Below are 12,503 nucleotides of genomic sequence, written 5' to 3'. Positions count from 1 at the left end.
CAACAGAACCCGTCAGGCGGGTCCTACGGTTAATTCAGTCTCGGCCCAGCGAACGGCTGTGCCGAAATCAAGCCGGCGCGTTGCGAGGCCGACAGTCCCTGACCGGAGCCTGCGGAACCCGCTGGTAGAGGATGCCCCAATCAGCCAGCGGCTGCACCTGCTTCCAGTTGGGAGAGGCATCCAGCACTTTCCGGTCCGGAACGCCTGCGACCAGATAGTCGCCACCGGTGCGGCAATCGAGCTCGTCGTGCTCCAGCTCGAACATCTTGCGATGCGCATAGAACAGGATGTTCTCGTTCATAAACCGGCGCTCCCACACGACCGGCACCGGCCCTGGCGGAAGCGCCTTCATGACGCTGGAAAAGGCTTCGACATCGACGCGCAGTTGCTTCTGGCCGCCCGTGCGGCCGTCCATGATGCCGATCTGCACGATCTGCACGATGACGGCGATGGAAAGACCGGCACCGATGATGAAATGCGCGAAATACAGCCTGCGCCAGGCAATCGAAATCCAGATGCCGGCCATCACCGCCAGCGGCCAGCTTGCCGGCATCGAATAGCGCGTACGACCGACCGGCAGGACGGTGGTCAGCACGGCCATCGGTACGGCCGCAAGCAGCAGCGCGTCGACGACCCAGCGCCTGTCCTTGGCCAACTGCGATCGGGCGAAAACCAAGGCGATCGCCGCCGGCAGGAACGGCAGTTGATAGACGATCGATGCCGGCAGGTCGCTCAGATGAAGCAACCGGATCAGGCGGTCGTTATCGTCGCGCTCCGGCCCGATCCGCATTTCGGACGCCCAGTGGGCGATGCCGGCATCCGCAAAATTGCTCCAGGCCCAGGCCAGCATCGGAATATGCGCCGCAAGGACAACCACGCCAGCGACCACGGCCTCGCGCGGCTTTCTTTCGATTAGCGGCATGATGATCATCGGCAATGCCGAGAAGGCGATCGGAATTGGCCCCTTTGTGAGGGCAGCACAGGCGAAAACCGCCATGATGACCAGCCACAACCCAACGCCAAAACGGCCCCGAGCCCTGCCCCAGAGCCAAAGCGCCAGCGCAATGCCGCACAACACCGTCGCGGTCACGTCGGTTTCGCCGATGCGCGCCTTGAGCAGAATCTGGACCGAACACTGGAACGCCAGCCCGGCGCACAGGCCGGCAACGCGGCGATCGCCCATCGTCAGCGTCGATGCACTGAAACCGGCCGCCAGCGCGCCGGCGAGCGTGGCGAGCACCCCGGGGAGCCGCACTGCCACCTCGTCGAGCGAGCCGCGCAGCGTCGCCATCGAAGCCATCAGCCAGGGGGTGAAAGGCGGTTTGTTGACATAGGGCGTGCCGATGAATTTGAGATGCCACCAGGCGCCGCCGTCCAGCATTTCCAGCACTTGCAGCGCGCGACGGCCTTCCTCGAAACGCAGAGGTCTCACGGCGAGCAATGGCAAATAGAGCGCGATGCCAACCGCCAGCACGAAAAGCGGCCAGTAGCGGGCCCAGCTTTGCAGCATATTGACTTGCCATGGGGCGGGAGGCGCGCGCCAACCCTGCCAGTCGCGCAACTGCTTGACGAAATCCGACACGGAACCCTGCCTCGTATGGACGCCTGCTTTCCCCAGTCGCGGCGCCGTCTATCACGGATGAGTGACGCCTGTCTTGCATCCGATGCAATCCAGAGGTTGAAGATCGGCGCCATCGGTGTCACATGATAGCCTGCTCAAGACATTCAATTCGAAGCCTTTCCGAAAACCATGGTTACCTATCTCGACGCTGAAACAGCCCCGCTGCGCAACACCGGCCAGATCAGGCTCTACAACGAGGAGAGCTTTGCCGGCATGCGCAAGGCTTGCCAGCTTACCGCACGTTGCCTGGATGAACTTGCCGGCATGGTACAGCCCGGCGTGACCACCAACACCATCGACCGCTTCGTTTTCGAATTCGGCATGGATAACGGCGCCCTGCCCGCCACGCTCAACTATCGCGGCTACACCAAATCCAGCTGCACCTCGATCAACCATGTCGTTTGTCATGGTATTCCCGACGACAAGCCGCTGCGCGATGGCGACATCGTCAACATCGACGTCACCTATATCCTCGACGGCTGGCATGGCGATTCCAGCCGCATGTATCCCGTCGGCGCGGTCAAGCGCGCAGCGGAGCGCCTGATGGAAGTGACGCATGAGTGCCTGATGCTTGGCATCGCCGCGATCCGTCCCGGCGCCCGCACCGGCGCCATTGGTCAGGCCATCCAGGTATACGCGGAAGGCGAGCGCTGCTCGGTGGTGCGGGATTTCTGCGGTCACGGCGTCGGCCTGCTGTTCCATGACGCGCCGAACATCCTGCACTACGGCCACGCCAACGAAGGTGTCGAGATGCGGCCGGGCATGATCTTCACGGTCGAGCCCATGATCAATCTCGGCCGCCCGCATGTGAAGGTTCTCTCCGACGGCTGGACCGCCGTCACCCGCGACCGTTCGTTGTCGGCGCAATACGAGCACACGATCGGCGTTACCTCGACGGGCTGCGAGATCTTCACCCTGTCGCCGAAGGGGCTCGATCGGCCCGGCCTGCCCGCGCGCTAACCTCTATCCGAGGCAAAAAACTCCCACTACACTTGGAGCCGCCGGAGAAACCGGCGTGCTCGAAGCGGGGGGCTGATGAGCAAGAGCGACGACGAGCGCGGATTTCTTGCCGAACGGTCCGTACTTCCTCTCGACAGGCGCAAGCCGGAGAACGAGAAGCCCCATTATCTCGGCCATCGCGAACGCCTGCGCGAGCGCTTCGGCGCCGCCGGCCACAGTGCCCTGCCCGACTACGAACTCCTGGAACTGCTGCTCTTTCGCCTCATTCCGCGCGCCGACACCAAGCCGGTGGCCAAGGCGCTGCTCGCCAGGTTCGGCACACTGGCCGAGGTTCTGGGGGCGCCCGAAGCGCTGCTCAAAGAGGTCAAGGGTGTCGGGCCGGCGGCGGCGCTTGATCTCAAGGTGATCGCGGCGGCCGCGCACCGCATGTTGCGCAGCGACCTGACCGGGCGCGAGACGCTCTCGTCCTGGCAACAGGTGCTAGACTATTGCCGCGCCGCCATGGCCTATGAAACCAGGGAACAGTTCCGCATCCTTTTCCTCGACAAGAAGAACGTGCTGATCGCCGACGAGGTGCAGCAGACCGGCACGGTCGACCACACGCCCGTCTATCCCCGCGAGGTGGTTAAGCGGGCGCTCGAACTCTCCGCCACCGCGATCGTTCTGGTGCACAACCATCCCTCCGGCGATCCGACCCCGTCCCGCGCCGACATCGAAATGACCAAGGAGATCGTCGAGACCGGCAAGCGCTTGGGCATCACGGTCCACGACCACATCATCATCGGCAAGAAGGGCCATGCATCGATGAAGGGGCTGATGCTGATCTAGCCGCGTGCTCAGGGCGTGGCGATCTTGCACTCCGCCGCGAGCCGATCGATCGCCTCGGCGGCTCCAGCCAGGAAGAAATCAGCGTCGACACGCCCGGTGATGAGACCGAACCGCCAGGACAACCGCAACCGTTTTGCCGAGGCAAGCCGCGAGACCGCGTCCGCGCCGTCGTGCATCAAGGTCATGCTGTTGCTGGCAACCAACCAGTTTTCTCGAACGCTGCTGCCGTGGTCGACCGTGACCGCAACGGTGATCGTATCGCTGGCCGCCACGCCATCGCTGAGTTGCAGCCATTCGCTCCAATGCGGATCACCCACCGGTCGGCAGGCGATGGTCAGCACTGGACTATAGCCAAGCGCGCCATTGCCGGTGACCAGCATGCTGTCAGCGTAGATCGAAGCGGTAATGACGCCGTCGGCCGCGGAGCCGAAGCGCCAGCGGTCGGCCGCGTCGCTGGCGAGGGCAGCCGAGCAGCCGAGCGCAAGCAGCACCACGCCCATCAATGGACGAAGCACGACGATCGACCTTGCCAACTTGCCCTCCGCGAAACCACTGCGCGTTAATGCGGCCGCAAGCTACGCTGCGGCAGCTTACCAACTCATTAGTGCCCGATTTAGTATCAGCGGCGACCGATCGCCAGTAGTCCGCACAAGCAGACCGGCCAAGGCCGATCCAATTTCGCGCACGCGGGCTAGTAGATTTGAACGCCAGGAGCCGACCAAACAGCATTCAACCGACAAGGCTTCGGCACAAAGAAAAAGGCCGCCTCGCGGCGGCCCTCTTTCATTTGCCGGAAACGCTTATTCGGCGTCCTTGGCGGCTTTCTTCTTCGGCGCGGCCTTCTTCTTCGGCTCTTCGGCACCGGCCTCGTCAGCCTTTTCGGCCTTCTTGGCGGCAGCCTTCTTCGCCGGCTTGGCCTTGGTCTCGGCTTCCTCGTCGTCGGCCATCAGTTCTTCCTTGCTCACCTTGTTGTCGGTGACGGAAATCAGGCCGAGCAGATGATCGACGACCTTCTCCTCGAACATCGGCGCGCGCAGCGTGTTGAGCGCTTCCGGATTGGAACGGTAGAACTCGTAGACTTCCTGCTGCTGGTTGCCCGGGAAGCGGCGAACCTGCTCGAACAGACCGCGCTGCAGTTCATCGTCCGAAACCGTCACGCCAGCCTTCTCGCCGATCTCGGCAAGCACAAGGCCCAGACGCACGCGACGCTCGGCAAGGCGGGTGTATTCGGCGCGGGCCTCTTCCTCGGTCGTCTCTTCGTCGGCGAAGGTGCGGCCGGCAGCCTGCAGGTCGCGGTTGACCTGGTTCCAGATGTTGTTGAACTCGGCGTCGACCAGCTTGGACGGCGCTTCGAACGAGTAGGATGCGTCGAGCTGGTCGAGCAGCTGGCGCTTGACCTTCTGGCGCGTCATCGAGCCGAACTGGCTTTCGATCTGGCCCTTGACGATCTCACGCAGGCGCTCAAGCGATTCCAGGCCGAGGTTCTTGGCGGTCTCGTCGTTGAGCTCGAGCTTGCCCGGTGCTGCAACTTCCTTGACGGTGACGTCGAAGGTCGCTTCCTTGCCGGCCAGATGCGGGGCCTGGTAGTTTTCCGGGAAGGTCACGGTGACCAGCTTCTCGTCGCCAGCCTTGGCGCCGACGAGCTGATCCTCGAAACCCGGGATGAACTCCTTCGAGCCCAGGACCAGCGGTTGGTCGGTACCGGCGCCGCCAGCGAAGGCCTCGCCGTCGATCTTGCCGAGATAGTCGATGGTGACGCGGTCGCCTTCAGCGGCCTTGCCCGACTTGGTCTCGTAGGAACGCGACGATTCGGCCACGCGCTGGACCTGCTCGTCGATTTCCGATTCCGGCACGTCGTAGACCGGACGGGTCACCTTGATGTCGGAGAAGTCCTTGATCTCGATCGCCGGGATGACTTCGTAGTTCAGACGGAATTCGAAGTCGCTGCCGCCGGCCAGGATCTTTTCAGCTTCCTTCTCGTCCTCGGTCATGATGACCTCGGGCTGCATGGCGGCCTTTTCACCGCGACCGGTGATGATCGTGCGGGATTCGTTCAGAATCTCGTTGACCACTTCGGCCATGAACGACTTACCGTAGACCTTGCGCAGGTGCTGTACCGGCACCTTGCCGGGACGGAAGCCGTTGATGCGGACTTTGTCCTTGGCGTCCGACAGGCGGGCCAACAGCTTGGCCTCCATGTCGCCGGCCGGCACGACGACCTTGATCTCGCGCTTGAGACCGGAATTGAGCGTTTCGGTGACCTGCATCATCAAACCTTTATCTTCACCAATGGGGCTGGCAAACGGTCCCGCCGTTCGCAGCCTGCCGGAATAGTCTTGCCGGGAGTGGCTTTTGGCGCGGAAGCTGGAGTCCTGACCGCTTCGGCGGCTCAATTCTCCCAACGACGCTCCAAAATGTGAGTAAGTCTTTGTTTTTCCGACTTCATATCACATTTAGAAGAAGCGGATCGTCGCATCCCGTCACATTCGACACGCCTTTTGTCACAGGCGAGGCCGATTTTCAACCATCTTCGCGCCCGGCGAATGGCTGTCCTTGACCGGTGACATTGACAGAATGATGGCTACGTGGGATTGCCGGGCCATGCGGATGTGGCGGAACTGGTAGACGCCCCGGATTTAGGTTCCGGTGCCGAAAGGCGTGGAGGTTCGAGTCCTCTCATCCGTACCAGCCTCCGGATGGCGCCGTCACGCCATCCATCCTTGCAGCCACTATTCCCCGTCGACCTTAGTAAAGCGGCTCCTCGAACAGCGTCTCGCTGCCGTCCATCAGCGCCTTGATCTGGGCCGTGCCGTCCCTGGCCAGTACTACGCGCACGCCGAAGGGCCGAACGCGCATGTCTTTTTCGATCGCCCGCCCCTCGCCTTCCGGCAGATAGAAGCGGTCGATGCCGTAATCCGGCGACAAGGTTGCGTCCGGCTCTAGCGACGAGCCGCCGAGGAGCCGGCCCGCAATATCGGCCTCGTCCGTTCCCGGCGCCGTCGTCGGCTTACCAAGGAAAGCGGCAACCGCGCGCCAGTAGCCGTCCTGGTCCTTGTGCAGCCTGACGAGGATACGCTCGTCGGTCGCTGCCGTGCGGTCGGTCGGGATGTCGGCGACCAGCTTCACCGGTATGCGCGAAATCTCGTAGCCAAGGCTGACATAGTCGCCGCGCAGCAGGTCGCGCGGATCGATCGGCTCGACCTTCAGCAGAACTTCCGTGCCATTGCGCAGGATCGCGGCACGGCCAGCGATGATCCAGCTCAGGAAGCCGATCTGCACCAGCGCCAGCACCACTGCGGAAATGAGCAGCTTCTTGCCCGTCATGACGCTGCTCCCTGGCCGGTTGGGCCTTTCATGCGTTTCTCAATGCGGATGATGGCAAAGGCGAGGATGCCCAGGATGACCGCGGCGGCCAGGAAGAAGCCGGCCGTGCCCAGCATCGTCTCCATCATCACCACATAGATGACAATGAGCTCGAACGCGAAGCCGACATAGGCGATCCAGCGCAGTCCACGGCTCTCGCGACCGGCCAGCACGATGGCAGCGGCGATGCCCGCCAATGTGATCGCGGCAACCGGAGCGAACCCGCCCGAGCCCTCGATCTGGAATTGCAGGATGAACATGCCGACGAGAAAACCGACAAAGGCATGCAGCGACAGGCGCCCGCCCAATTGAACGATCCGGTCGACCGGCTCCGCGGCGAAGACGGCGACGCCGAAAACAGCCGCCGAAACGGCTGCCAGTTCGGCCAACATGAAGGCACGATCGCCATCCAGTGTCAGGAATGCTGCATAGCCAATGAGCGAAATGAGCACGAGATGGCGGGACGGCCGGCTCCGGGTCCAGTAGGACACGGCAAACAGCACGACCAGCATGACCAGATAGGCATGAGGAAAGTCAAAGCCGCGCCAGATGCTGAAGGAACCGAGCAGCTTCATCGTCACCCAGCCGCCAGAGATAAGCACGCCCATGATGGTGAGCGGATTGGAGCGAAGCGCCACCGCCGCTAGCGTGGTTCCCGCCCACCAGGTGAGTATCGCGCCGGATTCGTCACCGGAGAAATGGTACATCTGGCCGATCAGCGCGATCGATCCGCCAAACGCGGCCGCGGCCACCACCCACGCCGCTTCCGCGAAGGCCGGATGGTCGCGCAGCTTGAGCCATGCGCCGCCGACATAGCCGGCCGCGATCACCGCAAACAGCGATAGGACGCGAGCGACGCGTGGAATCGCTTCCCAGTTGGCCGCGACGAAGATCATGATCGCGGCCGCCAGCAGCACTGCGGCCAGCATGGCCAGGATGGAGCCGAAGCTCAGCGAGCGCCGTGCATTCGCCTCGATGTCGCTGGTCAATTTTTCGGCGGTACCGGCGTCGATGAGGCCGCTTTCCACCCAGCGCGCGATGTCTTGCCTGACTCTGCCCACATAGCCTGCCAAAGGCGTCACTCCACTATTTTAGTCGGATTACCAGCCGACCGGAGCAAATCTTTGACGTCGCGTCATTTTCCGATTCTGGCTTCTTTATGACATCGGTGTGAAACGGCCGCCATGTTGCATTGCACAAAACGCATTGCTGCCATGCGCCATTCGCACTTTTAAATCGATATGGGTCCACCTATCTTAGCGTCGTACAGAAAAGATGAACGACCGAAACAAAGACGTAAACGAGCAAGTATCATGAACCTGATCCGCAACTACCGCAACTGGCGCCGCTACCGGGAAACCGTTTCCGAGCTGAGCCGCCTGAGCAATCGGGAGTTGTCTGACCTCGGCATCAGCCGCAGCGACATTCCCTACGTGGCCCGCAAGTCGGCCTAAGGCTTTACGGGTCGCCTACGACCCGAACGACGAACTGAAGAGACACGAAAATGAACCTGATCCGCAACTACCGTAACTGGCGCGCTTATCGCGACACGGTCGAGCAGCTCGGTCGCCTGTCGAACCGCCAGCTGGAAGATATCGGCCTGTTCCGTATGGACATCAAGAAGGTCGCTCGCAAGGCGAGCTAAGCAATTTCGGCAGGGCCTACCTCCTCCCAGGCCCTGACGGATACGGTCAATCTTTACCTCCTCCCAAAGATTGACCATCAAAACGGCGCCCGCCGCATCCTCCTCCCAGCGGCGGGCGTTGTTTCCCAAAGAGAGTTTCGCCCTCTCCAGATTGGCGAAAGGAATTTCGTCAAAGCCGACCTCCTCCCCGGCGATGACGAATATGGTCGACCTCCTCCTCCTCCCTGAGGTCGACCGCCGAAACGGTGCCCGCCGCATCCTCCTCCCAGCGGCGGGCATTGTTCCGAAAGAGAGTTTTGCCCTCTCCGATTGGCAAAAGGAATTTCGTCAAAGCCGACCTCCTCCCCGGCGATGACGAATAAGACCGGACCTCTCCTCCTCCCTGAGGCCGGTCACCAAAACGACACCCGCCGGACATCCTCCCCCGGCGGGTGTTGTGTTTTTGGACCCTGCCAAAACCCCAGCCGATGCAGTGCGAGAATTGCATTCGTAGAGCCGAGGGACTATTGCGGGCTGCATGAGCAAAGACCCCATTCACATCGTCGGCGGCGGCCTCGCCGGTTCGGAAGCAGCCTGGCAGGCGGCGCAAGCCGGCGTACCTGTGATCTTGCACGAAATGCGCCCCGTGCGCGGCACCGACGCGCACAAGACTGACGGGCTGGCCGAGCTGGTCTGTTCCAACTCCTTCCGCTCCGACGACGCCGAAAGCAACGCGGTCGGGCTCCTGCATGCCGAAATGCGGCTGGCCGGTTCATTGATCATGGCCTCTGGCGACGCCAGCCAGGTTCCGGCCGGCGGGGCGCTGGCCGTCGACCGCGACGGCTTTTCGGCGGCCGTTACCGCCAAGATAGAGGCGCACCCGCTCATCACCATCCAGCGCGAGGAAATGGTCGGCCTGCCACCCATCGAATGGGGACAGACCATTATTGCCACCGGCCCGCTGACCGCGCCGTCGCTGGCGCAGGCGATCGCCACCGAGACCGGCGCCGATGCGCTCGCCTTCTTCGACGCCATCGCCCCAATCGCGCATTTCGACACGATCGACATGAATGTCGCCTGGTTCCAGTCGCGCTACGACAAGGTCGGCCCCGGCGGCACCGGCAAGGACTACATCAACTGTCCGATGGACAAGCCGCAATACGAGGCCTTCGTGCAGGCGTTGCTCGATGGCGGCAAGACCGAGTTCAAGCAATGGGAAGGCACGCCCTATTTCGACGGCTGCCTGCCGATCGAGGTGATGGCCGAGCGCGGTGTCGAAACGCTGCGCCATGGCCCGATGAAGCCGATGGGGCTCACCAATGCGCACAATCCGACGGTCAAGGCCTATGCAGTGGTGCAACTGCGGCAGGACAATGCGCTGGGCACGCTCTACAACATGGTCGGCTTCCAGACCAAGCTGAAGCATGCCGAGCAGGTGCGTATCTTCAAGACCATTCCGGGCCTCGAGAACGCCGAGTTCGCCCGGCTGGGCGGCTTGCACCGCAACACCTATATCAATTCGCCAACCTTGCTCGACGGCTCGTTGCAGTTGAAGAGCCGGCCGGGCCTGCGCTTTGCCGGCCAGATCACCGGCTGCGAGGGCTATGTCGAAAGCGCCGCCATCGGCCTCCTGGCCGGTCGTTTCGCAGCCGCGGAACGGTTGGGAATGTCCATATCGCTGCCACCGGCCACTACCGCCTTCGGAGCGCTGCTCAACCACATCACCGGCGGCCACATCACCTCCGACGAAGAGCCCGGCAAGCGTTCGTTCCAGCCGATGAACGTCAATTTCGGCTTGTTCCCGCCACTGGAGCCGGGAACGAAATTGCGTCCCGACGGATTCGAGGGCCGTTTCCGCGGCAAGGACAAGTCGGTCGCCAGGAAGAAGGCGACGACCGGGCGCGCGCTTGCCGACTGCCGTGCCTGGCTTGGCCTGCCGACACAGGCGCAAGCCGCCGAATAGACGGGATTTACGGCAGCCCACCGGCAGATTAGAGCGCCGCGCGTCCGTTCGGACGCGCAAAGGACGCTCTAACACTTTGAAGCTGCGCATCGTGCTTACCGAAAATCGATTCCGATTTTCGGGCCGATGCGCTAGTCTGCGCACCTCTTGGTCGGGGGGCCATCATGTTTCGGAAAAGAATAATCCTTGCCGCCGTGATTCTGGCGGTCGGCGCCGGCTGCACGACGGCACCGGAAGCGCTGCAATCGCTCGGCGACCGCAATTACATGCGCTATGCGACGGGCAAGCCTTATGCGCAGATTGCGTCGCAGAGCCAGATGTCCACGCAGGGCCTGGCAGGCGCGACCATCTACGGACCGATGATCGGCGAATATCGCCTGGCCGACGGCGACACCGTCTACCGTCACATCGACAATGTCGAATCGAGCAGAACCAATGTCGATGCCGGGATCGTCATGCAGCGCGAGAGCGTGGCCACACGCTATCGGCTCGCCTATTTCCGTGTCGGTGCCGACGGTATCGTCAAGGATTGGGCGACAGGCGCCCTGCCTGGCGAGCGGCTGGGCTGCACATGGTATGCCGGCGGCGTCATCCAGCAATGCAGCAGCGATAATCAACGCCTGCAGAGCCTGGCCGTTTACGACTCGCTGGTGCGCACGGCGAGTGAAAAACCTCTGTCGTCGTGGGGTACCCCCGTCGCCAGCCCACAGTAACGGCAGCTACCAAGGTTATTCGGCCGGTTCGATCTTGCTGTCAGGCAGCCCCGGCCTGCCGGCCTCGGTCGGATTGCGCCGCACATAGGCGGCCTTCAGCGTTTCGGACGTGTCGCGCGAACCGTCATGGCTCCAGCCTGGCGGCATGAACAGATACCGGAGGCGCTGGCCAAGCGTCAGGCCCGGTGAGAAGGCGTCCTTGAACATGCCGATCCATTCATGGAATGCCACCTTGAGCGGGTTGAAGGTGCCGATGTTCTTGACGATGCCGTAGCGCGGCAGATCCTCTTCCAGCTCCTCGACAAAGGTACCGAACATGCGATCCCAGATGATCAGCGTTCCAGCATAGTTGGCATCGAGATAGCGTGGATTGGTGGCGTGGTGGACGCGGTGATGCGAGGGCGTGTTGAAGATGAATTCGAACCAGCCCCACATCCTGCCGATCGTCTCGGTGTGGATCCAGAACTGATAAACGAGGTTGAAGCCGTAGACGAAGGCGATCAGCGCCGGATGGAAGCCGAGCAGCACCATCGGCACCTGCAGCACGAACATGCCGGTGAACAGGCCGGTCCAGCTTTGCCGGAGCGCCGTCGAGAGATTGTAGTGCTGGCTGGAATGGTGGTTGACGTGCTCCGCCCACACCCAGCGGCAGCGATGGGCGATGCGATGGTACATGTAATAGCGCAGGTCATCGATCAGGAAGGCCGCGATACAGGTCCATACCGACACCCCGAGGTCAAGGAAGCGGAACTGCCAAACCCACAACAGCGCCGAGTAGGAGACGATGCCGAGCAGAATGCCGGCGGCGACGTTACCGGTGCCCATCATCAGGCTGGTCAGCGTATCGCGTGTCTCGAACGCCCCCTTGGTGCGGCCGGTGCGCACCAGCCATAGTTCGATCAGGATGGCGATGACGAAAAACGGAATGGCGAGTTTCGTGACATCGGGAAACTGATAAGTCTCCATCAGGCGGCCTCCTGCCTTGCCGGCTGGCTTTTGGGATCGAGTGAGGCGAGCACGGCCTGCACCGCCGCCGCGTCGGCAAAGGCGAAACGCCCGCCCCGCCAGGTGAAATCCTTGAAGCGCAGCGACAGCACCTTGCTTTCCACAAGGCTGGCGAGGTCGACATCCGCCGGCGTCACGATGCGCGTCAGAAAGCGATCGCCGATGACCTGGACCACGCCGGTCCGGCCCTGGCCAAGATCGAGGAAAGCAGCCCCGCCATCCTCAGTCAGATAGACCGTGGCCGGCCGCAAATCGGGAAAGTCGACGGTGAAGCGCTCAAGGGCTGCCCGCGCATCGACGAGACGCGCGGTCCGGCTGCCGCCCGTAAAATGCACGGCAGCGACCGCGAGCGAAATGCCGGAGACGACCATCACCACAAGAATTGGCAAGCTGATCAAGGATGCTCCTCCGGGCAAACGCCTCCTC

General features: G+C 62.6%; 14 protein-coding genes and 1 tRNA gene. 7 read left to right on the top strand and 8 right to left on the bottom strand.

The genetic code is table 11. From position 1 onward, the window contains the following. Positions 1 to 67: 67 nt before the first annotated feature. Complete coding sequence (locus tag FZF13_RS21030) at positions 68 to 1,582, bottom strand: ArnT family glycosyltransferase (protein WP_024925327.1); 1,515 nt, start codon at positions 1,580 to 1,582, stop codon at positions 68 to 70. Positions 1,583 to 1,750: 168 nt separating this feature from the next. Here FZF13_RS21030 and map point away from each other — a divergent pair, with 168 nt between their 5' ends. Then, positions 1,751 to 2,581, top strand: a complete 831-nt coding sequence (map, locus tag FZF13_RS21025) for a type I methionyl aminopeptidase (protein ID WP_024925328.1) — start codon at positions 1,751 to 1,753, stop codon at positions 2,579 to 2,581. Between the two features lie 75 nt (positions 2,582 to 2,656). Continuing rightward, positions 2,657 to 3,409 carry a RadC family protein gene (radC, locus tag FZF13_RS21020; RefSeq protein ID WP_024925329.1) on the top strand — a complete coding sequence of 251 codons (753 nt, stop codon included), beginning with the start codon at positions 2,657 to 2,659 and terminating at the stop codon, positions 3,407 to 3,409. An 8-nt stretch (positions 3,410 to 3,417) separates the two neighbouring features. On the opposite strand, the gene FZF13_RS21015 is transcribed toward radC, so the two are convergent. Together FZF13_RS21015 and tig are read right to left on the bottom strand one after the other, a co-directional pair. Next, entirely contained in the window at positions 3,418 to 3,942 is a 525-nt protein-coding gene (locus FZF13_RS21015; RefSeq protein WP_244431263.1) for a hypothetical protein, read from the bottom strand. A 267-nt stretch (positions 3,943 to 4,209) separates the two neighbouring features. After that, positions 4,210 to 5,676 carry a trigger factor gene (gene tig, locus FZF13_RS21010; RefSeq protein WP_024925331.1) on the bottom strand — a complete coding sequence of 489 codons (1,467 nt, stop codon included), beginning with the start codon at positions 5,674 to 5,676 and terminating at the stop codon, positions 4,210 to 4,212. Positions 5,677 to 6,012: 336 nt separating this feature from the next. Between tig and FZF13_RS21005 the strand changes: the two genes are divergently transcribed. Next, positions 6,013 to 6,097, top strand: a tRNA-Leu gene (locus tag FZF13_RS21005). A 57-nt stretch (positions 6,098 to 6,154) separates the two neighbouring features. Here FZF13_RS21005 and FZF13_RS21000 read toward each other — a convergent pair. Both FZF13_RS21000 and FZF13_RS20995 read right to left on the bottom strand, forming a co-directional pair. After that, positions 6,155 to 6,733: a GDYXXLXY domain-containing protein gene (locus tag FZF13_RS21000; protein ID WP_024925332.1), complete on the bottom strand. Its 579-nt coding sequence runs from the start codon at positions 6,731 to 6,733 to the stop codon at positions 6,155 to 6,157. Beyond that, positions 6,730 to 7,845 (bottom strand): DUF2157 domain-containing protein, encoded by a 1,116-nt coding sequence (locus tag FZF13_RS20995; protein ID WP_024925333.1) that lies wholly within the window; start codon positions 7,843 to 7,845, stop codon positions 6,730 to 6,732. The genes FZF13_RS21000 and FZF13_RS20995 overlap by 4 nt, the downstream gene beginning before the upstream one ends. A gap of 240 nt (positions 7,846 to 8,085) precedes the next feature. Between FZF13_RS20995 and FZF13_RS20990 the strand changes: the two genes are divergently transcribed. Further along, entirely contained in the window at positions 8,086 to 8,226 is a 141-nt protein-coding gene (locus FZF13_RS20990) for a DUF1127 domain-containing protein (RefSeq protein WP_065998056.1), read from the top strand. Between the two features lie 50 nt (positions 8,227 to 8,276). Further along, the gene (locus FZF13_RS20985; RefSeq protein ID WP_065998060.1) at positions 8,277 to 8,417 is read left to right on the top strand and encodes a DUF1127 domain-containing protein; all 141 of its coding nucleotides are present in this window, start codon (positions 8,277 to 8,279) and stop codon (positions 8,415 to 8,417) included. A gap of 169 nt (positions 8,418 to 8,586) precedes the next feature. Here FZF13_RS20985 and FZF13_RS29175 read toward each other — a convergent pair whose 3' ends face one another. Beyond that, on the bottom strand, positions 8,587 to 8,748 hold the full coding sequence (locus tag FZF13_RS29175) for a hypothetical protein (RefSeq protein ID WP_161777456.1): 162 nt from the start codon (positions 8,746 to 8,748) through the stop codon (positions 8,587 to 8,589). Positions 8,749 to 8,934: 186 nt separating this feature from the next. Between FZF13_RS29175 and trmFO the strand changes: the two genes are divergently transcribed. Next, complete coding sequence (trmFO, locus tag FZF13_RS20980; protein WP_024925334.1) at positions 8,935 to 10,359, top strand: methylenetetrahydrofolate--tRNA-(uracil(54)-C(5))-methyltransferase (FADH(2)-oxidizing) TrmFO; 1,425 nt, start codon at positions 8,935 to 8,937, stop codon at positions 10,357 to 10,359. Positions 10,360 to 10,523: 164 nt separating this feature from the next. Next, on the top strand, positions 10,524 to 11,072 hold the full coding sequence (locus tag FZF13_RS20975) for a hypothetical protein (protein ID WP_051512215.1): 549 nt from the start codon (positions 10,524 to 10,526) through the stop codon (positions 11,070 to 11,072). Positions 11,073 to 11,087: 15 nt separating this feature from the next. Here the strand turns inward: FZF13_RS20975 and FZF13_RS20970 are convergent, their stop codons facing one another. Continuing rightward, positions 11,088 to 12,038 (bottom strand): sterol desaturase family protein, encoded by a 951-nt coding sequence (locus FZF13_RS20970; RefSeq protein WP_024925336.1) that lies wholly within the window; start codon positions 12,036 to 12,038, stop codon positions 11,088 to 11,090. Beyond that, on the bottom strand, positions 12,038 to 12,475 hold the full coding sequence (locus tag FZF13_RS20965; RefSeq protein ID WP_307417048.1) for a hypothetical protein: 438 nt from the start codon (positions 12,473 to 12,475) through the stop codon (positions 12,038 to 12,040). Before FZF13_RS20965 ends, FZF13_RS20970 begins: the two co-directional genes overlap by 1 nt. Positions 12,476 to 12,503: the final 28 nt, after the last annotated feature.

Source organism: Mesorhizobium terrae, from assembly GCF_008727715.1.
GTDB lineage: Bacteria > Pseudomonadota > Alphaproteobacteria > Rhizobiales > Rhizobiaceae > Mesorhizobium > Mesorhizobium terrae.
The sequence above is the reverse complement of the archived record's forward strand: the minus strand, read 5'-3'. Positions and strand labels throughout refer to the sequence as shown.